Raw genomic sequence first — 25,025 nt, 5'->3', positions numbered from 1 at the left:
CCTCACTCGAAGATGTGCAGACGGCCGTCCGCGAGCACGAGACGCCGCGCGGCTTCGTATTGATCCATCAGGCTCAGATCATGCGTCGCGATCACGACCGCCGTCCCCGATTTGTGAAGCTCAACGAAGAGCCTCAAAATGCGGCGGGCGAGCGTCGGGTCCACGTTCCCCGTAGGTTCGTCGGCGAGCAGCAGCTTGGGCTGGGAGATGAGCGCGCGCGCGATGGAGGCGCGCTGCTTCTCGCCGCCTGAAAGAACGCTTGGCAAAGCGTGCTTGCGATCGCCCAGACCGACCCATCTCAACAGCTCCGTGACCTCCGAGCGATAGGTCGCCTCCTCGCGGCCCAGCACCCTCAGCGGAAGCGCGACATTTTCATAAAGGGTGAGGTGGTCGAGGAGGCGGAAGTCCTGGAAGACGACGCCGATCTGGCGGCGCGACTCGGTGATTTCGTCCTTGTCCAGCGTCGCCGAATCGCGGCCGAAAATATTGATGAGCCCGCGCGTGGGCTTCAGCGCCATGATGATGAGGCGCATCAGCGTCGTCTTGCCGGCGCCCGAGGGACCGGTGAGGAACTGAAAGGAGCGGGGCGCGATGTCGAAGGTGACGTCGCGGAGCGTCTCCGGCCCCACGCCATAGCGCAGGCCGACATTTTCGAAGCTCAACACTGGTCGGTCGCTCCAGACGATCGGGCCGCGCGGAATAAGCCGCGCGTCGGCCAAGGGAATCGGCAGAGGGAGAATACCAGTTCACCCGTCCTTAACCATAATTCGCGCCTAATCGGGGCCGCCCGGCGTCCTCCCGGTTCGCCGGCGCACAAGCGGAGCTTGAGATGAGCGTTGCTCACGACAGGGATTTCGACGGGCTGGCGGCGGCGCCCGAGATCGCGGCCGAGGCGTCGAGCGACGCGCTGCGCGCGCCGAGCTACGACGAATTGTGGGGCCGCCCGAAGCGTCCTGTCGCCCAGGGCCTGCCGGAGCCCAAACGCGACCGCTCGCCGATCTTCGCGACCATCGTCGCGATCATCGTCGGCGCGACGGCGCTGATCGCCCTGCGCGAGCGCATCGTGCGCGCCTTCCCGCCCATGTCGACAGCCTATCGGGCGATGGCGATGCCGGTGAATCTCGCCGGTCTGGAGCTGCGCGACGTGCATTCGCGCATCGTCATGGACGGCGCGCGCAAAGTGCTGGTGACGGAAGGCGAAATTGTGAACATCAGGCGCGAATCGAACCGCGTGCCATCGATTTCCCTCGCCATTCGCGGCGCCAACGGCCTCGACCGCTACGGTTGGACCGTGCCGACGCCGAAATCGCGGCTGGAGGCCGGTGAAAAGATCGCCTTCCGCGCAAGACTTGCGTCTCCGCCGGAAGACGGCGCGGAGGTGCTGGTGCGTTTCGCCAAGCTCGAAGAGAGCAAGCCGGCGCCGCCGTCTTTCAAGTCGGTCTCGAAGAGGTAGGCCGCGACGCTGCGTTCAGTTTGTTAGCAAACCTCCGATGTGGCGATGTTCCTTGTTGCGAGCCTGAAGGCGCGCGGCCCAAAAAAGCGCCACTGGACCGCGAGCCTTCAGGCTCGCATCTCTGTGGCGCATTTTTCATGAACTGGCAGGAACCCGTCATCGACTATTGCGAGCGGCTCGACGGCCGCTTTTGGGCGGAGCCGCTCAACGCGTTCAGCAACGCCGCCTTCCTCGTCGCGGCGGCGGCCGCCTATTCGCTGCTGCGCCGGCGGGGCCAGGGCGATGCGCCGGCGGCGGCGCTGATCGTCGTGACGGCGGCCGTGGGATGTGGAAGCTTCATCTTTCATACTGTCGCCACCCGCGGCGCCATGCTGCTGGACGTGATCCCCATCGCGGTCTTCATCTACGGCTACTTCCTGCTGGCGCTAACCCGCTTCTTCGGGATGGCGCTTCTACCGGCGGCGGCGGTCACGCTCGGCTTCGCGGGCGCGAGTTTCCTCGTCGACGCTCATATCGCAGGCCTCAACGGCTCGGTCGCCTATCTCCCCGCGCTGGCGGCGCTTGTCTGTTTCTCGGCGTTGCTGCGGGATCGCCGGCCTGAGACGGCCAAGGGTCTCGCGGCGGCGGCGGCGACCTTTCTGGTCTCGCTGACATTCCGCACGATCGACCGGGACATCTGCGCTTTTGTTCCGTCTGGCGCGCATTTTCTGTGGCATTTGCTGAACGCCTGCGTGCTCTGGCTATTGCTGCGCACGGCGATTCTGGCGAAGGCCGATTAGGCGATCCCGAGCCAGAAGGCCAAAGTCCCCACCGCCGCGTGCGAGGCGGCGACCGGCCAGACATTGCGCGTGACCTGATAGGCGCCGGCCCAGGCCAGGCCGACGAAGAACGTGTTTGCGAGAAGCAGGGCGTCGCCATAGGCGACATGCATCAGTGAGAATGTCGCGGCGGAAAAAAGCATGTAGTTCAGGCCGCTCATGTTCAGCCTGTCGGTGATGAGCTTCGGAATGGAGCGGCAGACGAGCTCCTGGCAGGGGCTCGACACAAGGACGTAGAAAGGCGCGAATTTGATCCAGTCCGGCTGCGTTCGGCCCGTGGGGAGAAATTGCGCCTCCAGATAGATCGCCGCGCCGACGCCGAGCGTGACCATCCCGCTAACGAGCCAATGCCGCGCGACCCATGGCTGGCGCAGACCAAGCTCGGCGGAGGAATATCCCGCGATGACGACAAGGCCGATGCACAAGGCGGAGACCAGCAGCAGCGCTTCGAAACGCATGTCGAAAGGGAGCAATCCGCAGCGGATCGCGACGCCCGGCGTCAGCAGCAGCAGGGCGAAACCGGTCAAGGGCGTGATGTCGCGGAGTCGATACGCGGTTGTCATGAGAATGTAACATACGCCTGTTTTGCGCCGGTCCAAGACGGCTTGCGGCCGCGCTCGCGCGGGGGAGCGCGGCCTCTCTGATAGAAATTGTTCCGGGACAGGGCGGAAAAAGCCTCCCGCCCGCCATATTTCTGCTTCAAACGAACGTATGAAATTCATTCACACGTTTGAATTCGAGGTTTCGACCCATGCTCGGCAAGTTTGACGAAAAGGCCCGGTCGCGCAGAGTTTCCGCCGTTACGCCCGCCGTCGCGCCTTTCCCGGCGCATCGCGCTTTGCAGGCCAAATCGCGTTCAATCCTTACCGACGCGGTCGCCTGTTTCGTCGCCACCGCGCTGGGTTCTCTGTCTCCGCAGGCGTTGAGCCTCGTCGATTTCACGTCGACGGAGCCGGTTGCGGTCAATGTCGATCCGGAGAGCGGCAAGTTCACCGACCGCGTCCTGATCGGCCGCTTGCAGCCGCTCTCATGGGAGGATGGCGCGGAGGTCGCCCCGCCGCCGGCCTTCGCCGCCGCGCCAAGCTTTTCGGGCGACGCCGGCGCTTCGGCCGACCTTCCTCCGAAACCGAGTCTCGCCGCAGCGAGGCCCGCCAGGGATGGCGCGCCCAAAAGGATCGAGCGCGCGCCGGAGCCGAAGACCGCCGAGGCCGCAGCCTTACCCACGCCGGCGTCGGCGGCAAACGAGTCCGCGGCGCCGGAAGCGAGGGCCGAAGGGCAGGGACTCCCGGGCTCGCAAGGCGTCCTGGCCTCGTTGACGCCGTCGTCGGTCTCCGCGAAGGTCGCGGAAAAGATCTGGAGCGGCGCGAAGTCGGTGGGCGGCGTCGTGAGCGACCGGCTTGGCTGGCTCGGTTATTGAGGGCTGGGATTTTTGCAGACGCAGGACAAGGCGCGCGGCGTCTCGCGCGCCTCGGAGGCGACGCGGGCGGCGCTGATCAAGGCGGCCGTGACCGTTTTTTCCGGGCACGGCTACGAGGGCGGCTCCGTGCGCCTCATCACGCAGCGCGCGCAAGCCAATCAGGCAGCGATCAATTATCATTTCGGCGGCAAGGAGGGCCTTTACCGCGCGGTGCTCGACGCCGCGGCCGACGCGCTGGAGAAGGAGAGCTTTCTCGACGCGGAGCAGCTTGACCGCCTCCCGCCCGAAGAGGCGTTGCGCCTCTATCTGCGCCAGTTTCTGTCGCCGCTCGTGAAGCGTGACCGCGTAAGCCAGTATCTGCGGCTCTATACCTGGGAGAGCATGCGCCCGAGCGCGGTCTTCAAGAGCTTCGTCGAGGCGCGTCCGCCCCGGATCTTTCGGCTCGCGGAACGCGTCGTGCGGCGCTTTCTGCCCGAGGACGCGGCGAGGGAGGAAATCGCGATCCGCTCCGTCTGGCTCGCACAGCAGCCGATCTTTTTCGTGCGCGAGGCGGAAATGCTGGCGCTCGCCCCCTTCGGGATGACGTTCGACGCGGCCGGCGTCGAGCGGCTGGTGGAGCGGCTGGCGCGGTTGAGTTTGGCGGGATTGCGGGGAGCGTGAAAAAGCAGACCCGGAAATCCCCCGAAAGCCCGCCGCCGGGGTAATCGGGCGAGCGCTGGCGTGAGGGAATCCCTTTCCTTTACGCGGTTATGGCATGCACATTTGAAAGCCGCCCCCGTGGTGGCCCGGCCATGACGGCCTCCTGGAGATGTGTGACTCCCCTGGCCCTTTAGACCGCCCGCCCGGCGGTCTTCGACCGTCGACCTCCCTGTAACGGGGAGGTATTGGGCACCAGCCGTCCATGATTGTCTTTCACCCCGATTCTCCTGAGCCCGCCGCATTCCCAACCCCGGCAAAATGCCCTAATCAGGCCACATGCCGTCCAAACGCTCAGCGCCCCTCCTTTTCGTCAACGCCCGCCTGATCGACCCGGCCTCCGGAACGGAGACGCGCGGGGGGCTGTTCGTTTCCGGCGGCGTCATCGTCGATCTCGGGCCGGGGCTGACCCGCGAGTCCGCGCCGGAAGGCGCGCGCGTCGTCGATTGCGACGGCGATGTTGTCGCGCCAGGCCTGATCGACATGCAGGCCTTTGTCGGCGAACCCGGCGCCGAGCATCGCGAGACCATCGCCAGCGCCACAATGTCGGCCGCGGCCGGCGGCGTGACGACCCTTGTCGCCACCTCGGCGACCGATCCGGCCGTCGACGACCCGGCCGTGGTCGATTTCGTGCTACGCCGCGCCCGCGACACGGGCCGCGTTCGCGTCCTGCCCATGGCGGCGCTCACCAAGGGGCGCGAGGGCAAGGAGATGTCGGAGCTGGGCCTCCTCAAACAGGCCGGCGCCGTCGCCTTTTTCGACGGCGCGCGCTCGGTGAGGAACGCGCTCGTCATGCGCCGGGCTATGACCTACGCCCGCGACTTCGGCGCGCTCATCGTGCATTTCACGCAGGATCCGGACCTTGCCGGCGGCGTGATGAACGAGGGCGATTTCGCGCTCAGGCTCGGCCTCGCCGGCGTCCCGCGCGAGGCCGAGACTGTGATGCTCGATCGCGACCTGCGGCTCGCGGCGCTCACCGGCGCGCGCTACCACGCCGCCATCGTCACGACGACGCTGTCGCTCGACGCGCTGCGCCAGGCGAAAGAGGCGGGCCTCGCCGTCACCTGCGGCACGACGATCAATCATCTCACCCTCAATGAGAACGACATTGGCGACTATCGCACCTTCCTCAAGCTGCGCCCGCCTTTGCGCCATGAGGACGAGCGCAAAGCCTTGGTCTCCGCGCTTGCGGAAGGGCTGATCGACGTCATCGTCTCCGACCACGATCCACAGGACGTCGAGATGAAGCGCCTGCCTTTCGCCGAGGCTGAATTCGGCGCCATCGGCGTCGAGACGATGCTCGCCGCCGGGATGCGGCTCGTCCATTCAGGCGACGTCGCTCTCCCGCGCCTTCTCGCCGCCATGTCCTCGCGCCCGGCGGAAATCCTCGGGCTTGAGCAGGGGCGGCTGCAAAAGGGCGCGCCGGCCGATCTGATCCGTTTCGATCCAGACGAGCCTTTCGTCGTCGATCCCGACAAGCTGCATTCGCGCTGCCGTAACACGCCCTTCGACGGCGCGTTGCTGCAGGGCATGGTGAAGACCACCCTCGTCGCCGGCGAGATTGTGCACGGAGCCGCCCCGTGAGCCGCGTCGCGCTCTATTCCGGCACCTTCGATCCGCTGACCTTTGGCCATCTGGATGTGATCCGTCAGGGAGTCGCGCTTTTCGACAGGGTCGTCGTCGCCATCGGGGTGCATCCGGGCAAGGCGCCCTGGCTCACCTTTGACGAGCGCGCGGAAGCGATCCGGACGGCGGCGGGCGCCGAGGGCTACGGGTCGCAAGTCGCGGTCGCGAGCTTCGACGGGCTCGTGGTGGAAGCCGCAAAGGAGCAGGGGGCCTGCGCCATCCTGCGCGGATTGCGCGACGGAACCGATTTCGACTATGAAATGCAAATGGCGGGGATGAACGGGACGCTCGCGCCCGGCATTCGCACGGTTTTCCTGCCGGCCTCGTCAGGGCTCCGCCACATCAGCGGCACCCTTGTGCGTCAGATCGCGGCGCTTGGCGGCGACGTGTCGGCCTTCGCGCCGGCCGCTTCCGTCGGGGCCCTCAAACGCGCCATTCAAAGGCGCGGATAACACCAAAGCCTGGCGCGCTTTCCGCTCGCACAGGACTATGCCGGCGAAAAGAAATCGCGCCCGGCTGAAAAAGGGAGGCTTTTTCCATGAAAATCACCCGCCGTCTGCTGCTCGCCGCCACGGCCTTTTCGGTCGCGCTCGGCGCCTCTTCCATCGCCCGCGCGGAGGACGATCTCCTCTTCATCGACACCAAGGACGGGCGCATCACGATCAAGCTGCGTCCCGATATCGCGCCCAAGCATGTCGAGCGCATCAAGCGTCTCGCCAAGGAGCATTTCTACGACGGCGTCGCCTTCCACCGCGTGATCGACGGCTTCATGGCGCAAGGCGGCGATCCCGACGGCACGGGCATGGGCAGCTCGCGCTATCCCGACCTGAAGGCCGAGTTCAGCGATCTGCCCTTCAAGCGCGGCACGGTCGCCATGGCCCGCCAGCCGGGCGACAAGGATTCCGCCAATTCGCAGTTCTTCATCTGCTTCGCCGACGCGCCGCAGCTCAACGGCAAATATACGATCTGGGGCGAAGTCGTCTCCGGCATGGACGTCGTCGACAAGATCAAGAAGGGCGACAAGTCCAATAACGGCATGGTCGATAACCCCGACAAAATGTTGAAAGTCCGCGCCGCGGGCGACCAGAGCTGAACATCTCAACCCTTTCCAGCGTCATGGCCGGGCTTGACGTGCGGCGGAACGGGCGCTGGTAAACTGAACAGGAGCCATAATGACCGACGCCGCCGACACCATGACGCTCGAGACCACCAAGGGTCCGGTCGTCATCAAGTTCCGCCCCGATCTCGCGCCCAACCACGTCGCCCATATCAAGCGGCTCGTCTCCGAGGGCTTCTATGACGGCATCGTCTTCCACCGCGTGATCGACGGTTTCATGGCGCAGACCGGCTGCCCGCGCGGCACCGGCACGGGCGGCTCGAAATATCCGAACCTCAGGGCCGAGTTCAACGACGCGCCGCATGTGCGCGGAACCTGCTCCATGGCCCGCGCGCAGGATCCGGACAGCGCCAATTCGCAATTCTTCATCTGCTTCGACGACGCGCGTTTCCTCGACCGCAACTACACGGTCTGGGGCGAGGTGATCTCGGGCATGGAGAATGTCGACCAGATCAAGCGCGGCGAGCCCGTGCGCGATCCCGACAAGATCGTCAAGGCCACGCTGGGCGGCTGAGTGATGTTCCCTCTCCCCGTTTGCGGGGAGAGGGTTAGGGGCAGGGCCGCATTGGCATTCTCGACATCGCCTTGCCCTCATTGCATGGGGCGAGGGAGGTAAACGCACTTCCATGCGCGTCGATCTCTTCGACTTCGATCTTCCTCCCGACCGCATCGCGCTGCGCCCCGTCGAGCCGCGCGACGGCGCGCGCATGCTCGTCGCACCGCCCTTCGGCGACTTCGAAGATCGTATCGTGCGCGACCTGCCCTCATATCTGCGCCCGGGCGATGCGCTCGTCGTCAACGATACGCGTGTCATCCATGCGCGCCTTTCCGGCAAACGCATTCGCGGCGAATTGAACGCGGGCGTCGAGGCGACGCTGATCGAACGGCGCGACGCCAGTCGCTGGCGCGCATTGATGCGGCCGGCGAAGAAGCTGCATATTGGCGACGAAATCCGCTTCATCCAGAGCCGCGATGACGCTCCTGGATTGCCTCCCTCCGCTCGCAACGATGAAAACGACCTCGTCGCCCATGTCGACGCCAAGGGCGACGAGGGCGAAGTCACGTTGTGTTTCGACCTTTCCGGGTCCGCGCTCGACAAGGCGATAGAGGCGGCGGGCGAGATGCCGCTGCCGCCTTACATCGCGGGCAGGCGTCCTGCGGACGCCAGGGACGAATCCGATTACCAAACCGTCTTCGCGCACGAAGCCGGAGCCGTGGCCGCGCCAACGGCCGGGTTGCATTTTACGCCCGAACTGCTTGCGGCGCTCGAAGCGAAAGGCGTAACCCTGCATCGCGTGACGCTCCATGTCGGCGCGGGCACCTTCCTGCCGGTGAAGGCCGAGGACACCGAAGCCCACAGAATGCACGAAGAATTCGCCCGCATCGACATGGCGACGGCCGAGGCGCTGAACGCGGCGCGCGCCGAAGGCGGCCGTATCGTCGCCGTCGGCACCACGGCGTTGCGCACGCTGGAGAGCGCCGCGACGCCGGACGGGCGCCTCGCCCCTTACGCGGCGCGTACAAGCATCTTCATCACGCCGGGATACAAATTCCGCGCGACGGATCTGCTCGTCACAAACTTCCATCTGCCGAAATCGACGCTCTTCATGCTCGTCTCCGCATTTTGCGGGCTCGAACGCATGAAGGCCGCCTACGCCCACGGCATAGCGAGCGGCTATCGCTTTTACTCTTACGGCGACGCGAGCCTTCTGTATCGCGCCGGGTCATGAGCGAGGCGCGCGACATTCGTCTGGTCGCCCAATGGCTGGACGATCCGACAGAGGCGCCGATGGCTGTCGATCTTCGAATCGAGGGCGCCACGCTCGCCTCGACTTGGGACGTCTTCGGCGCCTTCGACCTCGACGGCGCGCATCCGCGTCCTTTCATCCTGCGCCGCGACGGCCGCATCGATTTCGGCGGGAGCCGCGATAATTGGCGGACCGATTTACGCGAGGCGGAATTGAAGGTGACGTCGCTTTTCACCGTCTGGTTCAACGAGACGGACAGCGGGCGGTATAAGATCGTCAAGATCGCCGAACTCGGCGCCAAGTCGTCTTCCGACAAGAAGTGAGGGCGCAGGGTCCAATCCCTCTCTCCGCTTGCGGGGAGAGGGTAGGGTGAGTGAGGGGCGAGCCCGCCATGAGAATGTATGACGCTTGGCTTTTTGCGCAAATCGTCGGCATTCGCGTTGTGGCCTTGCCCCTCACCCCAACCCTCTCCCCGCAAGCGGGGAGAGGGGGCGCGCCGAATGATTGAGGAACGTAGATGAGTCAGGAATTCTCCTTCACCGCCCACGCCACGGACGGCTCCGCGCGCGAGGGCGAGATTTTTATGCCGCGCGGAACGATCCGCACGCCCGCTTTTATGCCGGTCGGAACAGCCGCGACAGTGAAGGCCATGTTCCCGCAGGACGTGCGCGCGACCAGCGCCGACATTCTGCTCGGCAATGTCTATCACCTGATGCTGCGCCCAGGCGCCGAACGGGTTGCGCGGCTTGGGGGCCTGCATGAATTCATGCGCTGGCCCTATCCGATCCTCACGGACTCTGGGGGCTTTCAGGTCATGTCGCTCGCGAAGCTGCGCAAGCTCGACGAGAGCGGCGTCACCTTCCAGTCGCATATAGACGGCTCGCGCCATCATCTCTCGCCGGAACGCTCCATGGAGATCCAGCATCTGCTGGGCTCCGACATCCAGATGCAGTTCGACGAATGCGTGCGGCTGCCATGCTCGGACGAGGAGGCGGAACGCGCCATGCGGCTCTCGCTGCGCTGGGCGGAGCGCTCCCGAAGGGCGTTCCATGACCAGCCGGGCAGGGCGGTCTTCGGCATCGTGCAAGGCGGCGCCAACAAGGCGCTGCGGATCGAGAGCGCCCGCGCGCTTGCGGAGATGGACTTCCACGGCCTCGCCGTCGGCGGCCTGGCGGTGGGCGAGCCGCAGGCGGTCATGCTCGACATGCTGGAGGCGACCGTCCCGCATCTGCCGCAGAACAAGCCGCGCTATCTCATGGGCGTCGGCACGCCGGACGATATCGTGCAGGCGGTGGCGCGGGGGATCGACATGTTCGACTGTGTCATGCCCACCCGCGCGGGACGTCACGGCCTCGCTTATACGCGTTTCGGAAAAATCAACATCAAGAATTCCCGCCATGCGGAAGACGCGCGGCCGCTCGATCCCGAGTCGAACTGCCCCGCCGCGCGCGACTATTCCCGAGCCTATCTGCATCATCTCGCGAAAGCAGGGGAAATCCTCGGAATGATGCTGCTGACCCAGGCCAATGTCGCTTATTATCAGGAGTTGATGGCGGGACTGCGAAAGGCCGTCGCGGAGGGCCGGCTCGCCGATTTCATCGCGCAGACCCGTGCGGGATGGGAGGCCGGCGAAAAAGCCGGTCGCTCCGGCTAGCGTATTACGGAATGCATAAATGGGTGGCCTCGGGAGTCTCGAGCGGAGCCTGTCAGGGAGCCTGCAATGGGCCGATATCGCGAGGCGCTTACGCGCCTCTTCCTCGCGGGAGCTTTCCCGGCGAGCGCCGGCCGCGTCGCGCCCGCGCGGCCTGTCGTCGAGCTTGCGCCTGTTGCGCGCGCGCGCCATGTCGCCGCGCCGCGCCGTGTCGTCGCTGAACCCGTTCAGCGCGCGCCCGCGCCCCGCGCAGCGCGCCAACGAAAGTTTCGCCCGGCTCCGATGGAGAAGGACATGACGCATCCCGGCCGGATCCTCGCCCGGCATCTCGCCGATCTGGGCATGACCGCCTCCGATCTCGCGCGCGACATCGACGTTCCTGTCAACCGCGTCACCGCGATCATCAACGGACAGCGCGGCGTGACGGCCGACACGGCGCTGCGCCTCGGCCATTGGTTCGGCGTCGATCCGGAGGATTGGCTGGAACTGCAACTCCAATATGAGCTGGCTTTGGCGCGCCACGAAATCGGCGGCAAGATCAGCCGATTGCCTCGACTTGTCGATCGCGTCTCGTAACGCCGCGCGAGCGACGGGGGCGGGCTTCCTCGAGTCGCTGCGGGCATTCGACGCTTTCGGCGCGCCGACGCGAATCGTCGAGGAAGCGGGGCTTACCTATTACGTAAACGAATATTGGACGGCGGCGCAGCGCTCCGCGCATTCGTTGCACGAGATCAGCTATCGCGCCTGTTTCAAGCCCCAGCTCCCCGCCTTTTTCATCGAGCGCCTGACGCAGCCGGGCGAGACGGTCTGCGACCCTTTCATGGGACGCGGAACGACGCCGCTTCAGGCGGTGTTGCTCGGGCGCCGCGCCGCGGGCTCCGACGCCAATCCCCTGTCTCTGACGCTCACCCGCCCGCGGCTCCGTCCGCCCGCGTTCGAAGCCGTCGCGGCGCGGCTGGCCGAGGCGCCAATGGAAATGGGGGAGGTCGAGCGAAACGATCTTCTGGCCTTTTACCATCCCGACACGCTTCGCCAGATCTGCGCGTTGCGCGCGTGGTTGCTGGCGCGGCGCCCGGCCGCCGATCCCGTCGACGACTGGATCAAAATGGTGGCGCTCAATCGTCTGACGGGGCACTCGCCGGGCTTCTTTTCCGTCTATACCATGCCGCCCAACCAGGCGGTCAGCGTCAAGGCGCAGCTCAAGATAAACGATCGGCGCGCCCAGACGCCGCCGAGGCGGGACGTCGCGGCCTTGATTTTGAGAAAGTCGCGTGCGCTTCTGAGGGACGGCTCGCCGCCGGCGGGACCCGAGCCCCTGCTCGCGGTCGCCGACGCGGCGCGGCTTCGCCATTTGACGGGGAGCTGCGTCGATCTCGTCGTGACGTCGCCGCCTTTTCTCGATGTGGTCGATTACCGGGCCGACAATTGGCTTCGGAACTGGTTTGCGGGCGTCGAAACCGAAACCATGCAAATTTCGCAGCTTAGAAGCCTCGACGCCTGGGCCGCCATGACGCGCGCGGTTTTCGGCGAGCTGGCGCGCGTCGTTCGGCCCGGCGGCCATGTGGCTTACGAAGTCGGCGAAGTGCGCGGCGGCGGCGTCCTGCTCGAGCGCCTCGTCTGGTCGGCTCTGGAAGGACTTCCATTCGAACGCCTGGGGGTGATGATCAATCGCCAGCGCTTCACCAAAACCAGCAATTGCTGGGGGGTGGCCAATAACGCCAAGGGCGTGAACAGCAACCGCATCGTTCTGGCGCGGCGCAGCGGGTAGGGGCAGCGGGCAGGGGGAGGGATGTACGTAAGTCCCTCAATATCCTTCATGCAAATTTCACGATACCGTCGAACCCGGAAATTTCTTAAACCGAACATTCACGCTGGCGGGCCTAGGAAGGCGAGATGAGCTCGGGCGTGTGCCGGGCGCATTGCCGAAGTAGGAACGCAACGATGCAGGACAGCGCTTTTTCCGGTTTGGACGAGATTTTCGCGTCAAAACTTGTCGAGTCCCATGAGTTTCGGTCCTGGTTTCTGAGCCGCACGAAATTCGCCCGTCTCTGGCCGCTCGCGCGGCTTCTTCAGGTCGAGCAGCAGGAGGCGCAGGGCGGCGATCCCTGGTGGCGCAACTGGCGTTCGGAAGCGACCGGCCGTCTCGCGGCGAAGATGCTCTTTGTCTTCGAGGTCGAACAGACCAAGCTGCGTTTCGCTCTGCATGTGGAGAGCGTGACGCGCGCCGAAGAGCTTGCGGCTTCCGAGAAGGGATCCTACCGGACGCTCGCCCAGGCCATGATAAACCAGGAATGCTTCCTGAATTACATGGACTTCGAGACCGTGCTCCTCGCGCCGCAATCGCTGATCATCGGCGACGCCCGCACGCTGAATTTCGACCGCCGCATCCCCTTCGAGACCGTCGCGGGCTTCGTGCCGCAATTCTGCCAGGGGCAGCGCGCGGCGGCCTGATCAGCCCGCCCGAAGGAGCCTTACGGCTTCGTCGCGTTCAAATAGATAGAGCAGGGCGCGCAACGCCCTGCCGCGCTCGCTCGCCAGTTCCGGGTCGCGCCGCAGGACGATCTCGGCATCGTCTCGCGCAATAGCGAGGAGGCGGGCATGCTCCGTGAGATCGGCCAATCGGAATCCCGGCAATCCCGCCTGACGCGTGCCGAGCAGCTCGCCCTCGCCACGGAGGCGCAGGTCTTCTTCCGCGATACGGAATCCGTCTTCCGTCTGACGTAACGCCATGAGGCGGGCCTTCGCCGCCTCGCTCAGCGGCCCCTTGTAGAGAAGCAGGCAGGTCGATTCTTTGGACCCGCGCCCGACGCGGCCGCGCAATTGATGCAATTGTGCGAGGCCGAAGCGCTCCGCGTGCTCGATAACCATGATCGTCGCTTCCGGCACGTCGACGCCGACCTCAACCACGGTCGTCGCGACGAGCACGCTTGTGTCGCCACGCTGAAAGGCTTCCATCGCGACGTCCTTCTCCGGCCCCTTCATGCGCCCGTGCAACAGACCGACGGCGTCGCCGAAGTAATGGCGCAGATCGGCCGCGCGGGCCTCCGCCGCGGCGAGATCGAGATCCTCGTTTTCGTCGACAAGCGGGCAAATCCAGTAAGCGCGCGCGCCCTGCGCCAATGCGCGCCGAAGGCCCGCGACGACTTCGCCGATACGCGAGGCGGGCAGAGCGCGGGTCGCGATCGGCGTGCGGCCGGGGGGCTTCTCGTCGAGCGCGGACGAGTCCATGTCGCCGAAAGCCGTGAGGGCGAGCGTGCGCGGGATGGGGGTCGCGGTCATCACCAGAACGTCGGCGGTCTCGCCCTTGGCGCCGAGCGCGAGGCGCTGCTGCACGCCGAAACGGTGCTGTTCGTCTACGACAGCGAGACCGAGATCGCGGAAGGCGAGATCGCCCTGCACAAGCGCGTGGGTGCCGATGACGACATCGATCTCCCCCGCGGCGACGGCCGCGTGGGTCGCCGCGCGCGCGCTGGGCTTGAGCCGCCCGGTGAGAAGCGCGACGCGCACGCCCGCCGGCGCCATCAGCGGCGAGAGGCGCTCGTAATGCTGGCGTGCGAGAATTTCGGTCGGCGCCATCAGCGCGGCCTGTCGCCCGCACTCGACCACGCTCGCCATGGCGAGCGCGGCGACGACGGTCTTGCCGGAGCCGACGTCGCCCTGCACGAGCCGCAGCATGCGCATGTTCGAGCCGAGATCGGCGCGGATGTCGCCGAGCGCACGTTGCTGCGCGCCGGTGAGCGCGAAGGGAAGGGCGGCTTCGATGGCGCGCGAGAGGCGTCCGTCGCCCGCATTCTCACGGCCCGGCAGTCGCCGCATCCTGGCGCGCGTAAGCCTGAGGGCGAGCTGGCTCGCGAGCAGCTCGTCGAGCGCAAGGCGCTGGCGCGCAGGGTGCTGCGGCGAGAGCGCCTTTACGCTGTCCGGACGATGCGCGGCGCGCAGAGCGTCGCTGAAAGCGGGGAGCTTGTTCGCCGCCAGCACGGCCGGCTCCTGCCATTCGGGAAGCGAAGGAATGCGCGTCAGCGCCGCTTCCGTGGCGCGTAAGACAAAGCGCGCCTGCAGGCCCTCGGTCAGGCCGTAAACGGCTTCGTAGGGCGGCAGCCTGGCGAGGCTCGCCTCGTCCAGCACGCGGTCGGGATGCACCATCTGACGCCGGCCGTCATAAAGCTCGATTCGCCCCGATATCCAGCGCGTCGCCCCGATCGGCAGGCTGCGTTCGATCCAGTCGGGATTCGCCAGGAAAAAAACCAGTTCGACGTCGCCGGTGTCGTCTTCCACAAGAACGCGAAAGGGCTGCTTGGCATAGCGTCCCTGCGGGCGGCGATGCTCGATGACTCGCGCCTTGATGACGACCATCGTGTCCATCGGCGCCTCGGCGATCGTAGGGCGCTGGCTGCGGTCGATCACATTCGCCGGCAGATGGAAGAGCAGATCGACGATGCGCGCCTGCTGGCCCGGCTTTGCGAGCAGGCGATCGAAGAGCGGCGCTGTCTTGGGGCCGACGCCGGGCAGGGCGGCGACGCGGCCAAAGAGCGGGGCGAGAATGTCGGGGCGCATGGGGCGCGCAGTTTATCCACACCCGGCCATTTGTCATGTTGCGACTCAGTCGCAGTGGTTCTAACGTTCGTAGCAACCGTTAAGGTTAATACGGACGTGAGAACATGAGCGAGACAGACGGCGCCGACGCCTTCGGCGCGCTCAAGATCATCCGCATCGGCAATTCGCTCGGCGTCGTCCTGCCGCGCGAAATCATCGCCGACCTGAATGTCGAAAAAGGCGATCGTCTTTATCTTACGCGCTCGCCCGAGGGCTATCGGATCACCAAGAGCGACCCGGATTTTGAAAAGCGCGTCGCGCTGGCGCGGCGCATTATGAGCAAGCGCCATAATGCGCTGCGCGAGCTGACCAAGTGAGCGGCTGGCGATTTCTCGACCGCAACATCTCGCTCGCGATCCACGAGGAGGTTCTCGCCGCGCATGGCGGCGCCGTCGGCCTCATCAGCGAGGCGGCGTTGGCGAACGCGATTCAGCGCCCGCGCGATCTCCTGCGTCAGCAGCCGCAATGCGACGCCGCGCGCCTCGCCGCCGCCAGCGCCGCAGGCTTCATCCGCAGCCACCCTTTCGTGGACGGCAAGAAGCGCGTCGCGCTCGTCGCCACGGAGCTGTTCCTCGCCGACAACGGCTATGAACTGACGGCGCGCGACGAGGATTGCTTCATCCTGATCTCGCAATTCGCCAATCGGGAGATAGACGAGGAGGCGCTGGCGCATTGGATTCGCCGAAATATCGAGGCGGCGCGGACCCCACCCGGCGGTCTTCGACCGCCGACCTCCCCGTAACGGGGAGGTATTGGGCGCCAGCCATCCGAGATCATCGTCCGCCGGCTACCCGCTAACGCACTGCCGGATTGCGTTGCCGGTTGCGTCTCCTCGCGCCGAGGGTCTTCACTCCACCTCCGCGTCATAGCTCGCCGCGTTCCCCGCGCCCTTGAAAGTGAAGTGCCACCATTCGCGCGGGTAGTTCTGAAAGCCGTGCCGCTTCATCAGGGCGACGAGCGTCTCGCGATGCGCATGGGCGTCACCGGGAACTTTCGATTCCGTCCAGGAGCGCTGGTCGAAAAAATCGAAGGGCGTGCCGAAATCCCAGCCCTGCACGCCGAGGTCGACGGCGAGGCCGGTCGAGTGAGTCGACTGCGCGGCGATATAGCCTTGCGGAAAAAGCTGGCTCTTGTCGAGCCGCGGATAATAGCCGGCCTTTGCCGATTGATCCGCGCTCCGCGACCATTCGACGAAGGACGAGACCGCGCGCTTCGGCCGGTAGCAGTCGTAGACCACGAGCGAAAAGCCGTGCGCTCTGGCGTCGGCCTGTGCGGCGGCGAGCGCCCTCGCGGCTTCGGCCCGCAGCCAGCATTGCGGCGCGCGGTAGCCGGGCACGGGCCGGCCGGTGAAGTTGTTGGAGCCTGCATAGCGCATGTCCTGCGCAATGTCGGGCGCGATCTCGACAAGGCGTGCGAAACCCGGCGGCGGCTCCGCGCGCGCAGGCGCAGCGAGGGCGAGAAGGCAGAGCGGGACGGCCAGTTTTCTCATGACGAAGCCCATGTGCGCCCGCGCAAATCCGGGCGGCGTCGGCGAGACTACAGCTGATTGCGCAAATCGAGGAGTTTCAAATGTCCAGCAAATGCTCGCTGACCGCCGGCCTCACGCTCGGCGCTCTCGCCGCCGTCGCCGCCTGGGCGGCCCCAGCGCTCGCCGGCGACCGCTGCAAGGTGACGGACCCGACCGGCACGCCGCTCAATATCCGCGACCAGAAAAAGAACGTCGTCGGGACGATCGAAAACGGCCGCATCGTCTATATTCAGCGCTATGGCGAGGACAGCGACGGCAAGCCCTGGGCCTATGTGTCGACACAGGGCGGCAAGCGGCTGGGCTGGGTCTATCGCGAGTTCATCAGTTGCTATTGAAACCATCAGTGCGAGCGGCGCGAAGCGATCCAGGGCCATCGTGGTTCCTGGATCGTTTCGTCGCCGGCGCTCCTCGCGACGACGGCGGTGACGGCGCTCACGCCTTCGGTTTGTCGGCTCCGCCGTGAGCGGCGGACCAGGCGACGGGATCGGCGATGAAGGATTCGATCTCGTTCAGCGCATTCTCTGGAAAATATTGGTGTTCGCGAGCGACGGCGAGAACGTCGCGCCAGGTCGCGAGATAGTGAAGCTTCACGCCGATCCCGGCCATGTCCTCCCGCGCGCCCGCGAAGATGTCGTAGAAGAAGAACACGAAGACATGCTCGCAGCGCTGGCCTGAGTCGCGCAGCGCCTGAACGAAATCCTTCTTGGAGCCGCCATCGGTCGCGAGGTCTTCGACCAGCAGAGCGCGGCCGTTCTCGCGCAGATCGCCCTCAATGCGGGCGTTGCGGCCGAAGCCCTTCGGCTTCTTGCGGACATATTGCATCGGCAGCATCAGGCTGTCGGAAATCCACGCGGCGAAGGGAATGCCGGCCGTCTCGCCGCCCGCCACCACGTCGAGCGACTCATAGCCGATGTCGCGCTCGATCGTGCGCGTGGCGAAATCCGCCAGCCGCCGGCGCAGGCGCGGGTAGCCGATGATCTTGCGCATGTCGATATAGACCGGCGACGCCCAGCCCGCCGTGGTGATGAAGGGCTTCTCTGTATTGACGAGCACCGCTTGCACTTCGATGAGGGCCTTGGCGGTTTCCTGGGCGTAGAATTGACGGTCGTCAGACATGAGTAAGGAACCTGATTTGAGTGCTTCCTGTTGAGCGGCGATCGGCGGGCTCGCTCTACCTCCCCTTTACGGGGAGGTCGGCGGTCGAAGACCGCCGGGTGGGGTTTGCTGCGAACAGGCTCGATATGGTTTTTGACCCCACCCGACCCCACCTTCGCGGGGCCACCCTCCCCGTAAAGGGGAGGGATTGGATCCGCCGCCAAAACGCCCCAGCTCCGACGCCTATAGCCTATTTCGCCGCCGGGCGCGCGGCCGTCTGTCCGAAAAGAATTTCCCGTTCCAGCGCCGTAAAATCCGGCCCGCGCCGCCCATAAGGCGCGCCCGCGGCGTAGGCGCGGGTCACGGCGGGGCGGGCCTTGATCGATTCGAACCAGCGCTTGAGATGCGGAAAATCGTCGAGGTCCTGGCCCTGGTCCTCGTGGGGCACGATCCAGGGATAGCAGGCGATGTCGGCGATGGAGTAGTCGCCGGCAATATAGGGCGACCTGGCCAGTTCGCGGTCGAGCACCCCATAGAGACGGTTCGTTTCCTTGCGGTATCTCTCGATCGCATAGGGGATGGGGGCGGGCGCGTATTTGCCGAAATGGTGGTTCTGGCCGGCCATGGGGCCGAGGCCGCCCACCTGCCAGAAGAGCCATTGCAGAACGCGCATGCGCTCGCGCAGCGCCGAGGGTAAAAGGCGGCCGGTCTTCTCCGCGAGGTAGAGAAGGATGGCCCCGGATTCGAAGATCGCGACTTCGGCGCCCCCATCCGCCGGCGCGCGATCGACGATCGCGGGCATGCGGTTATTGGGAGAAATGGCGAGAAACTCGGGCTTGAACTGGTCGCCCTTGCCGATGTCCACCGGCTTGATCCGATAGGCGAGCCCGGTTTCCTCGAGGAAGATCGTGATTTTGTGGCCGTTCGGGGTAGGCCAATAGTAGAGATCGATCATTGAAGACTCCTGACGGCCGTCCACCCTTTATTTCCCATTCTACCGTAACCTTGTCGACGCCCCGCAATTGGTTCGGCGTTATTCCAATGAAAAAATCGTCGCTTACAGAATGGCGCCCCGACCAGATCCGGAATTTCGGACAAGAGCCGCTGCTGCTGACGCACCGACTCGCCGACAGCCGGCTCTTTTCCGACGCCGCGCTGGAGCGCCTGATCGAGGCGACGCCGCGCGATCATTTCCACGTCAACACCATCGCCCGCGACGAGATCGACCCGCGCAAATGGCGCGAGGGCGACATGACGGGCCTTTCGGGCCGCGAGGTGATGGCGGCCGTGGCCAGGGGCAATATCTGGGTCCATCTCCAGCGCGTGCAGGAGGCCTTTGGGGAATATCGGGAATTTCTTGACAGGCTTTTCGCCGACATCGAGCGTCATGTTCCGGGCTTCCGCAGCTACAAGCGCTCGATGAGCGTCCTGATTTCCTCCCCCAATATGAATGTCGCGCTGCATGCCGACGTTCCGGGGCAAAGCCTCTGGCAGGTGAGGGGGCGCAAGCGCGTCTGGGTCTATCCGCCGAAGGCGCCTTATCTGCCGCAGGAGAAGATCGAAAACATTGTGCTCCAGCGCGGAGCCGACACCGATCTGCCCTACGACCTTTCATATGAGGCGGCGGCCGAAAGTTTCGAACTGGAGGCGGGCGATTGGGCGACATGGCCGCTCAACTGTCCGCACCGGGTGAGAAACGAAAACTGCGTGAACGTCTCCTTTACGACGGAGCACTGGACGAAAGAGCTTCGCAACCAATACGCCGTGAACTATGCCAACGGACTGTTGCGGCCCTATGTCGGCGGGCGCGATCTCTCGCGCCAGACGCGCGGGCCGGACTTCTGGGGCAAGTTCGCGCTCGCCGCAGCGCATAAGGGCTGGCGGAAGCTGGCGCACAAGACGCGCGTGCCCATCACCGTCGATTTCCGCGTCGACCCTCAGGCCGCTCAGGGCTTCAGCGACGTCGCGCCTTACCGGATAATGAAATGACCGCGCCCGCCGCCTCACGGATCCGAACCGAACGCATCGAGACGCTGGCGGGCGTCGATGCGCTCGCCGCCGAATGGGCGGCGCTGGAAGATGCGACCCCGGAGGCGACCGGCTTCCAGAGCTTCGCCTGGTGCCGGACATGGCTCGCGGTCGCCGGCGAACGAACTCAGGCGCGCATTCTCTGCGTGCGCGACTCCGGCCGGCTCGTCATGCTGCTGCCGCTGCAGATCGAGCGGCGCCTCGGCGTCGTCATCGCGCGCTGGATCGGCGAGCCGATGACGCAATATGGCGACGCGCTGTCGCTGCCGGGCGAGGAGCGCGCGCAATGGATCGCCGCGGCGCAGGATGAAATGGCGCGATGGCGCGACGTCGATCTCTTCGCGCTGACGCGGCTGCGCGCCGGATGCGTGATGTCCGACGGAACGATCGCCGGGGAGCCCTTCACGGCGCCTTATGTCGATCTGCGCGCCTCGAAGCCGCGCCGCCACAAAAGCATCGAGCGCCGCGTGAAGCGGCTGGAGGCCTACGGGGCGATTCTGCTCGAGGAGGCCGAGTCGCCCGCCAAGCGCGAGAGCGTAACCCGCCACGCCCTTGCTTTGAAGCGCGCCTGGCTTGCCGGCAAGGGCGCCTACAGCGCGGGATTGTCCAACCCAATTTCCGAGGACTTCCTTGCTGCGCTCGCGCGCGTGGGCTTCCTTCGCGCCAACGTCCTTCGGGTCGGCGGCGAGATCGGCGCCATCGACCTCGGCTTTTTGGGCGGCGGCGCTTATCGTTCGCTGCTCGGTAGCTATGACAACCGTTTCGCCGAGGGTTCGCCGGGCCAGGCGCTCACGGGGCGCCTGATCGCGCGCTGCGCGGAGGAGGGCCTTTCGGCCTATGACATGCTGCTTCCCGCGGACGCCTATAAGAGCGCCTGGGCGACGGGCGAGACCCGGATCGAAGCGCGCTTCCTGCCGACAAGCCTGAAAGGCCGCGCCGCCGCTTTCGTCCTCGCCGAGCTGCGTCCGATGGCGAAGCGCATGATGCACGCGGCGGGGCCCTGGCGGGCGCGGTTGACGAGCGCGTTTTCTTTCTCCCGCAGACCCGCTAGCCTTTCCCCGTCGAGGCGGGAGGAAGCGGCGACATGACGGTTCGACTGACCAAGATCGCGGTCGCCTTTTCGACCGGCTTTCTGATCCTGCTCGTGGCGCTCGGCAATGCGCTCGACTACGGCGCGAATTTCGACGTCGTGCAGCACATTCTCTCGATGGACATGATCCCCGAGAGCCCGCTGAAATGGCGCGCGATCACGAGCCCCGCGCTGCATCGCCTTTGTTATCTTTTCATCATCGGCGTCGAATTTGTCTCAGCCGCGGTGACGCTCTATGGCGCCTGGGCGTTATGGCAGGCGCGGGCAGGGAGCGCCGCCGCTTTCAACGCCGCGAAGAGCATGGCGATCGCGGGCCTTTGCACGGGCTTCCTGCTCTATCTCCTTGGCTTTATGGCCGTGGGCGGCGAGTGGTTCCAGATGTGGCGCGCGGGCGTCTACAACATGCAGGAGCCGGCCTTTCGCTTCATCGGCAGCGTGGGGATCGCGATGATCTTCATCGCGCTCGCGGACGTGGACCTGGATTAGGATCGCCCTAGCTCTCCGCTCAATGGCGGAGGCAGAGTCATGGGCGCGAGAAAGAGAGCCTTTGTCCTTGCGGGCGGCGGCAGCCTCGGCTGCATTCAGGTCGGCATGTTGCGTGCGCTGCTCGCTGCGGGCGTGGAGCCCGACTTTGTGGTCGGCTCCTCCGTCGGCGCTCTGAACGCCTGCTATTTCGCCGCCTATCCCGACGTCGAGGGCGTCGAAGGGCTGGCCGCGATCTGGGCTTCCGTCCGGCGCAAAGACGTATTTCCCGTCACGCTGGCGACCCTTCTCGCGGTTCTGAAACGCGAGGACTTTCTCATCGACGCCGCGCCGCTCAGGCGTCTGATCGATACCTCGCTGCCTTATCGTTTGCTTGAAGAAGCGAGGCTTCCGGTTCATCTCGTCGCCACGGACATGCAGGGCCTGGCGGTCACCATGTCGCGAGGGCCCGCTGTTGACGCCATTCTGGCGAGCGCGGCGGTGCCGGGGGTCTTCCCGACGGTCGAGATCGACGGCGCGCCGCTGATGGACGGCGCAGTCGCCGCGAATACGCCCGTTTCGATCGCCGTGGCGCTGGGGGCCACCGAGGTCTTCATCCTTCCGACAGGCTACGCCTGCGACCTTCAGGAGCCGCCATCCGGCGCCGTCGCGCGGGCGCTGCACGCCGTCACCCTGCTGATCGCGTGGCAATTGTCCCGCGACCTCGAGCGCCTGCCGCGCGAAATCGCGGTGCACATGGCGCCCGCGCTCTGCCCGCTCGACGTTTCCCCCTACGATTTCACGCAAGCCGAATATCTCATGGAGCGCGCGGCGCTCTCGACGCGAAAGTGGATAGAGGAGGGCGGGTTGACCGAGCGCGCCTCATCGGCGCAGCTTGCGCCGCATCGCCATCGCCATCACGCCATGCGCGCAACTCTAGCTCATTGATTTGCGCGGCGGAGCCACGCAGATCGAGCGGCCGCTGCGAAAATTCGCCGAGCCGCCTGCGTCCGAAGTCGACGCGGCGGCGCTCTCGATTAGCGATTTTCGATGAATTTCCGCCCGCCGGCTTTGGAGTTGCGCGAGAGGGGTGTTTTATAGGGCCTGGAGCTGGAGACCGTCATGTCCGCGCGCGAAACCTCTTTTGCCCGCCTGTCGATCCTCGCGCTGGGCGTCGGCCTTTTCATTGGCGCCCCCGCCGCCGCCGCCGGGGGACGGACGCATTTCCTGCGCGCGACCGGCCCCACCAGGGAGGGCCCCTGGCTTCAGGAGGGCTGGGACAGGGAGGACTGGTCGCGCTCGCCGGTGCGCGGCTGGGCTTTCTCGGCGCCGTGGGATTTCGACCCCGTGACTCTCTATCCCTCGACAACCGAGTGGTATCCCTGGGGCTACACGACTCCCTTCGTTCGCGTCGGGCGGCAATGCGTGTCGAGCGAGATCAATGGCGGCGTCAATGGCGAGTGGATCCGTTATCAACGGGTGCGGCCCTCCTATTACTGCCGCTGACGTCCTGGGTCGCGTTCCGGAAACAGGCGGGCAAAATCTCAGCCATATGGCGGCCATGCGGGTAGCCTAAAAACGATTTCGCCCGTCGTCAGTTTCCCCAAGCCCACTCGGGCGGCGGGCGATTGAGACCCTCGGCCTGGCGCGCCAGGCGCCCGGCCGAGGGCGCCGCATTCATCCGGCGCGTCAATCCACGATCTCGTAAAACGCTTTGGGAGGAAGCCGCCTTCGACGGGCGACCAGCCTTTCCCGACGGAGTCCGCCACGCCCGCGCCGGAACGCCGATAGGCTGTTGACGGCTTGGCAAGTTTCGGCGGACCCCGCTGGTCGCGCCTTCCGCCCGCCCTTCCATTACGTTAATGAGTCGTTAGCGAATGAGGGCGGCGCGAGATGGCTTCGATTTTACCGCAGGACTGGCGAGGCGACATCCAGCGCCTGAACCCCTGGCTGGCTCCTTATCTGGACGAGCTGCAGCCTGCCTACGCGACGCCCTTGTCGATCCGAACCGCCGCGGCCGACCGCGCGCGCGCCGACGCCGCGCGGCGACGTATGGCCGGCGGTCGCACGGGCTGGAACCGCTGGGCGACAGTCATGCTGGGCCTGCTGCCGCGCGCGGCGGAAACCCCGCGGGGCCTCCGCCTGTGGGATTATGCGGCGACAGTGGAACTGAACGCGGGCGACCCACTCGACCTCGTCGGCCTCATTCTGCCCGGCGCCTGCCGCCTCGCCGGCGCGACCCTGCCGGACTATTTCTGCGCGTCTCACGCGGAGTTTTTCGGCCCGTTCGACGCGCGCAACGCCGTCTTTCTGCGGGAGGCGGCGTTTGAATGCGCGACCTTCCATCGCGAGGCCGGTTTCGACAATGCCGTCTTCCGGGAGGCCGGGCAGTTCCGCCAGGCCAGATTTCTGGGGACGGCCTCCTTCCGCGGCGTAGATTTCCAAAAAGAGGCCTGGTTCCGCCGCGCATCCTTCGGCGCGCCGTTCGACGCGACCGGAGCCTCCTTCGCGGCCGACGCGGGATTCGGCGAGTGCCGGTTTCATGAGACTTCCGATTTTTCCGGCGGCGTCTTCAAGGATCACGCCGGCTTCGACAAAGCCATATTTGAAAAGCCCGCGCGTTTCTGCGGCGCGCGCTTCGTTCGCAACGCCTGGTTCAGGGGCGCGCAAATGGATGGGGCGACAAGCTTCGACCGCGCACGCTTCGCGGCCCGCATTGATTTCGAAGGGGTAGGCGTGATGGAAGCGCGGCCGTCGCCCGTCGCGGAAATGATCAGGACGATCGAGCGGCGGTGGCGGGCGATGGGGTGAGGGATTAGAGGGCGGCCTTGCCCCGATATGGTGCCCCTGGCCGGAGTCGAACCAGCACTCCTTGCGGAACTCGATTTTGAGTCGAGCGCGTCTACCAATTCCGCCACAGGGGCTCTCGGGCGGCCGAGTCGGCTTGCTGCGAGCGCGCGGATATTAGCGGGCCGGGGGGCCTCGTCAACCCGGGGGGCGCCTTCTTTAAGTTAATCTTTTCGTGCTAACGGGCTAGAAACGGGCAGGGCCGCGGCTCGCCCGGCCGGACCGACCTTCGAAGAGGCGCAATGAAAAAGCTTTATGACTGGACCATGTCGCTTGCCTCCAGCAAGCACGCGCCCTTCGCGCTCGGCGCCATCGCCTTCGCGGAAAGCTCCTTCTTTCCCGTCCCGCCCGACGTCATCCTCGTGCCGATGACGCTGGCCGAGCCGAAGAAGGCCTGGTATTTCGCCGCGCTCTGCACCATCGCCTCCGTCGCGGGCGGCGCCCTCGGCTACGCTTTCGGCGCGCTGTTTTACGACACGATCGGCCAGTGGCTCATCAATCTCTATGGTTACGCCGAAAAAATGGAGGCGCTTCGCGCCTTCTATACGCAATGGGGCGCGTTTTTCATTCTGGTGAAGGGCCTTACGCCCATCCCCTACAAGCTCGTGACCATCGTCTCGGGCCTGCTGGCCTATAATTTCCCGCTCTTCATCGGCCTCTCGCTCATCACGCGCGGCGCGCGTTTTTTTGTGCTCGCCGCGGCGATCAACCATTTCGGCGACGCGATCCGTCTGAAGCTCGAGCGCCATTTCGGCCTCTTCATCGGCTCGTTGGGCGTGGTGGTCGTGGCCGGCTTCGCGCTCGCGGCGAAGATGTTTTGAGAAATGCGCGGCGGTTGGGTGAGGGACTGAAGGGC

General features: G+C 65.7%; 30 protein-coding genes and 1 tRNA gene. 24 read left to right on the top strand and 7 right to left on the bottom strand.

Features of this window, described 5'->3' with window-relative positions:
- Positions 1 to 2: 2 nt before the first annotated feature.
- On the bottom strand, positions 3 to 665 hold the full coding sequence (gene ftsE, locus ACNHKD_RS12255; protein WP_442753767.1) for a cell division ATP-binding protein FtsE: 663 nt from the start codon (positions 663 to 665) through the stop codon (positions 3 to 5).
- A 164-nt stretch (positions 666 to 829) separates the two neighbouring features.
- Between ftsE and ACNHKD_RS12250 the strand changes: the two genes are divergently transcribed.
- Together ACNHKD_RS12250 and ACNHKD_RS12245 are read left to right on the top strand one after the other, a co-directional pair.
- Complete coding sequence (locus tag ACNHKD_RS12250; protein WP_442753766.1) at positions 830 to 1,453, top strand: hypothetical protein; 624 nt, start codon at positions 830 to 832, stop codon at positions 1,451 to 1,453.
- A gap of 137 nt (positions 1,454 to 1,590) precedes the next feature.
- A complete protein-coding gene (locus ACNHKD_RS12245; RefSeq protein ID WP_442753765.1) occupies positions 1,591 to 2,232 on the top strand; it encodes a ceramidase domain-containing protein in 642 nt (213 codons plus the stop codon).
- Here the strand turns inward: ACNHKD_RS12245 and ACNHKD_RS12240 are convergent.
- The gene (locus tag ACNHKD_RS12240; RefSeq protein ID WP_442753764.1) at positions 2,229 to 2,834 is read right to left on the bottom strand and encodes a CPBP family glutamic-type intramembrane protease; all 606 of its coding nucleotides are present in this window, start codon (positions 2,832 to 2,834) and stop codon (positions 2,229 to 2,231) included. The two genes, ACNHKD_RS12245 and ACNHKD_RS12240, sit on opposite strands and share 4 nt — an antisense overlap.
- Before the next feature lie 188 nt (positions 2,835 to 3,022).
- Between ACNHKD_RS12240 and ACNHKD_RS12235 the strand changes: the two genes are divergently transcribed.
- The 12 genes from ACNHKD_RS12235 (at position 3,023) to ACNHKD_RS12180 (ending at position 12,977) form a co-directional block, all read left to right on the top strand.
- Positions 3,023 to 3,688 (top strand): hypothetical protein, encoded by a 666-nt coding sequence (locus tag ACNHKD_RS12235; protein ID WP_442753763.1) that lies wholly within the window; start codon positions 3,023 to 3,025, stop codon positions 3,686 to 3,688.
- A gap of 12 nt (positions 3,689 to 3,700) precedes the next feature.
- A complete protein-coding gene (locus tag ACNHKD_RS12230; RefSeq protein ID WP_442753762.1) occupies positions 3,701 to 4,348 on the top strand; it encodes a TetR/AcrR family transcriptional regulator in 648 nt (215 codons plus the stop codon).
- A 315-nt stretch (positions 4,349 to 4,663) separates the two neighbouring features.
- Entirely contained in the window at positions 4,664 to 5,968 is a 1,305-nt protein-coding gene (locus ACNHKD_RS12225; protein WP_442753761.1) for a dihydroorotase, read from the top strand.
- A complete protein-coding gene (gene coaD / locus ACNHKD_RS12220; RefSeq protein ID WP_442753760.1) occupies positions 5,965 to 6,462 on the top strand; it encodes a pantetheine-phosphate adenylyltransferase in 498 nt (165 codons plus the stop codon). The genes ACNHKD_RS12225 and coaD overlap by 4 nt, the downstream gene beginning before the upstream one ends.
- A gap of 86 nt (positions 6,463 to 6,548) precedes the next feature.
- Positions 6,549 to 7,103: a peptidylprolyl isomerase gene (locus ACNHKD_RS12215; RefSeq protein ID WP_442753759.1), complete on the top strand. Its 555-nt coding sequence runs from the start codon at positions 6,549 to 6,551 to the stop codon at positions 7,101 to 7,103.
- A gap of 79 nt (positions 7,104 to 7,182) precedes the next feature.
- On the top strand, positions 7,183 to 7,641 hold the full coding sequence (locus tag ACNHKD_RS12210) for a peptidylprolyl isomerase (protein WP_442753758.1): 459 nt from the start codon (positions 7,183 to 7,185) through the stop codon (positions 7,639 to 7,641).
- 112 nt (positions 7,642 to 7,753) lie between these two features.
- Complete coding sequence (gene queA / locus ACNHKD_RS12205) at positions 7,754 to 8,857, top strand: tRNA preQ1(34) S-adenosylmethionine ribosyltransferase-isomerase QueA (protein WP_442753757.1); 1,104 nt, start codon at positions 7,754 to 7,756, stop codon at positions 8,855 to 8,857.
- On the top strand, positions 8,854 to 9,198 hold the full coding sequence (locus tag ACNHKD_RS12200) for a hypothetical protein (RefSeq protein ID WP_442753756.1): 345 nt from the start codon (positions 8,854 to 8,856) through the stop codon (positions 9,196 to 9,198). The genes queA and ACNHKD_RS12200 overlap by 4 nt, the downstream gene beginning before the upstream one ends.
- A 194-nt stretch (positions 9,199 to 9,392) precedes the next feature.
- Positions 9,393 to 10,529: a tRNA guanosine(34) transglycosylase Tgt gene (gene tgt / locus ACNHKD_RS12195; RefSeq protein ID WP_442753755.1), complete on the top strand. Its 1,137-nt coding sequence runs from the start codon at positions 9,393 to 9,395 to the stop codon at positions 10,527 to 10,529.
- Positions 10,530 to 10,595: 66 nt separating this feature from the next.
- Positions 10,596 to 11,102, top strand: a complete 507-nt coding sequence (locus ACNHKD_RS12190; protein ID WP_442753754.1) for a HigA family addiction module antitoxin — start codon at positions 10,596 to 10,598, stop codon at positions 11,100 to 11,102.
- Complete coding sequence (locus ACNHKD_RS12185) at positions 11,083 to 12,294, top strand: DNA methyltransferase (RefSeq protein WP_442753753.1); 1,212 nt, start codon at positions 11,083 to 11,085, stop codon at positions 12,292 to 12,294. The genes ACNHKD_RS12190 and ACNHKD_RS12185 overlap by 20 nt, the downstream gene beginning before the upstream one ends.
- Before the next feature lie 173 nt (positions 12,295 to 12,467).
- Positions 12,468 to 12,977 carry a hypothetical protein gene (locus ACNHKD_RS12180; protein WP_442753752.1) on the top strand — a complete coding sequence of 170 codons (510 nt, stop codon included), beginning with the start codon at positions 12,468 to 12,470 and terminating at the stop codon, positions 12,975 to 12,977.
- On the opposite strand, the gene recG is transcribed toward ACNHKD_RS12180, so the two are convergent.
- A complete protein-coding gene (recG, locus tag ACNHKD_RS12175) occupies positions 12,978 to 15,080 on the bottom strand; it encodes an ATP-dependent DNA helicase RecG (protein WP_442753751.1) in 2,103 nt (700 codons plus the stop codon).
- A gap of 104 nt (positions 15,081 to 15,184) precedes the next feature.
- Here recG and ACNHKD_RS12170 point away from each other — a divergent pair, with 104 nt between their 5' ends.
- Both ACNHKD_RS12170 and ACNHKD_RS12165 read left to right on the top strand, forming a co-directional pair.
- A complete protein-coding gene (locus ACNHKD_RS12170) occupies positions 15,185 to 15,436 on the top strand; it encodes an AbrB/MazE/SpoVT family DNA-binding domain-containing protein (RefSeq protein WP_442753750.1) in 252 nt (83 codons plus the stop codon).
- Positions 15,433 to 15,861: a type II toxin-antitoxin system death-on-curing family toxin gene (locus ACNHKD_RS12165; protein WP_442753749.1), complete on the top strand. Its 429-nt coding sequence runs from the start codon at positions 15,433 to 15,435 to the stop codon at positions 15,859 to 15,861. The genes ACNHKD_RS12170 and ACNHKD_RS12165 overlap by 4 nt, the downstream gene beginning before the upstream one ends.
- A gap of 105 nt (positions 15,862 to 15,966) precedes the next feature.
- On the opposite strand, the gene ACNHKD_RS12160 is transcribed toward ACNHKD_RS12165, so the two are convergent.
- The gene (locus ACNHKD_RS12160; protein WP_442753748.1) at positions 15,967 to 16,608 is read right to left on the bottom strand and encodes a M15 family metallopeptidase; all 642 of its coding nucleotides are present in this window, start codon (positions 16,606 to 16,608) and stop codon (positions 15,967 to 15,969) included.
- Between the two features lie 80 nt (positions 16,609 to 16,688).
- Between ACNHKD_RS12160 and ACNHKD_RS12155 the strand changes: the two genes are divergently transcribed.
- Complete coding sequence (locus ACNHKD_RS12155; RefSeq protein WP_442753747.1) at positions 16,689 to 16,982, top strand: peptide-binding protein; 294 nt, start codon at positions 16,689 to 16,691, stop codon at positions 16,980 to 16,982.
- Positions 16,983 to 17,079: 97 nt separating this feature from the next.
- On the opposite strand, the gene ACNHKD_RS12150 is transcribed toward ACNHKD_RS12155, so the two are convergent.
- The gene (locus ACNHKD_RS12150; protein WP_442753746.1) at positions 17,080 to 17,763 is read right to left on the bottom strand and encodes an orotate phosphoribosyltransferase; all 684 of its coding nucleotides are present in this window, start codon (positions 17,761 to 17,763) and stop codon (positions 17,080 to 17,082) included.
- A gap of 229 nt (positions 17,764 to 17,992) precedes the next feature.
- On the bottom strand, positions 17,993 to 18,697 hold the full coding sequence (locus tag ACNHKD_RS12145) for a glutathione S-transferase N-terminal domain-containing protein (RefSeq protein WP_442753745.1): 705 nt from the start codon (positions 18,695 to 18,697) through the stop codon (positions 17,993 to 17,995).
- Positions 18,698 to 18,783: 86 nt separating this feature from the next.
- Here ACNHKD_RS12145 and ACNHKD_RS12140 point away from each other — a divergent pair, with 86 nt between their 5' ends.
- The 6 genes from ACNHKD_RS12140 (at position 18,784) to ACNHKD_RS12115 (ending at position 24,133) form a co-directional block, all read left to right on the top strand.
- Positions 18,784 to 19,731: a hypothetical protein gene (locus ACNHKD_RS12140; RefSeq protein ID WP_442753744.1), complete on the top strand. Its 948-nt coding sequence runs from the start codon at positions 18,784 to 18,786 to the stop codon at positions 19,729 to 19,731.
- Entirely contained in the window at positions 19,728 to 20,858 is a 1,131-nt protein-coding gene (locus ACNHKD_RS12135; protein WP_442753743.1) for a GNAT family N-acetyltransferase, read from the top strand. The genes ACNHKD_RS12140 and ACNHKD_RS12135 overlap by 4 nt, the downstream gene beginning before the upstream one ends.
- Positions 20,855 to 21,346 carry a DUF2165 family protein gene (locus ACNHKD_RS12130; RefSeq protein ID WP_442753742.1) on the top strand — a complete coding sequence of 164 codons (492 nt, stop codon included), beginning with the start codon at positions 20,855 to 20,857 and terminating at the stop codon, positions 21,344 to 21,346. The genes ACNHKD_RS12135 and ACNHKD_RS12130 overlap by 4 nt, the downstream gene beginning before the upstream one ends.
- A gap of 39 nt (positions 21,347 to 21,385) precedes the next feature.
- Positions 21,386 to 22,270, top strand: coding sequence for a patatin-like phospholipase family protein (locus ACNHKD_RS12125; RefSeq protein WP_442753741.1), 885 nt, complete (start codon positions 21,386 to 21,388; stop codon positions 22,268 to 22,270).
- Between the two features lie 174 nt (positions 22,271 to 22,444).
- Positions 22,445 to 22,828, top strand: coding sequence for a hypothetical protein (locus ACNHKD_RS12120; RefSeq protein WP_442753740.1), 384 nt, complete (start codon positions 22,445 to 22,447; stop codon positions 22,826 to 22,828).
- A gap of 387 nt (positions 22,829 to 23,215) precedes the next feature.
- A complete protein-coding gene (locus tag ACNHKD_RS12115; RefSeq protein WP_442753739.1) occupies positions 23,216 to 24,133 on the top strand; it encodes a pentapeptide repeat-containing protein in 918 nt (305 codons plus the stop codon).
- 28 nt (positions 24,134 to 24,161) lie between these two features.
- Here ACNHKD_RS12115 and ACNHKD_RS12110 read toward each other — a convergent pair.
- Positions 24,162 to 24,246 (bottom strand) — tRNA-Leu (locus tag ACNHKD_RS12110).
- A gap of 165 nt (positions 24,247 to 24,411) precedes the next feature.
- Here ACNHKD_RS12110 and ACNHKD_RS12105 point away from each other — a divergent pair.
- Positions 24,412 to 24,990: a YqaA family protein gene (locus tag ACNHKD_RS12105; RefSeq protein ID WP_442753738.1), complete on the top strand. Its 579-nt coding sequence runs from the start codon at positions 24,412 to 24,414 to the stop codon at positions 24,988 to 24,990.
- The last annotated feature ends 35 nt before the right edge of the window (positions 24,991 to 25,025 follow it).

The sequence above is a fragment of the Methylocystis sp. JAN1 genome, assembly GCF_052186135.1.
Taxonomy (GTDB): domain Bacteria; phylum Pseudomonadota; class Alphaproteobacteria; order Rhizobiales; family Beijerinckiaceae; genus Methylocystis.
Note: the sequence above shows the minus strand (reverse complement) of the source record. Positions and strands in the feature narration are given on the sequence as shown.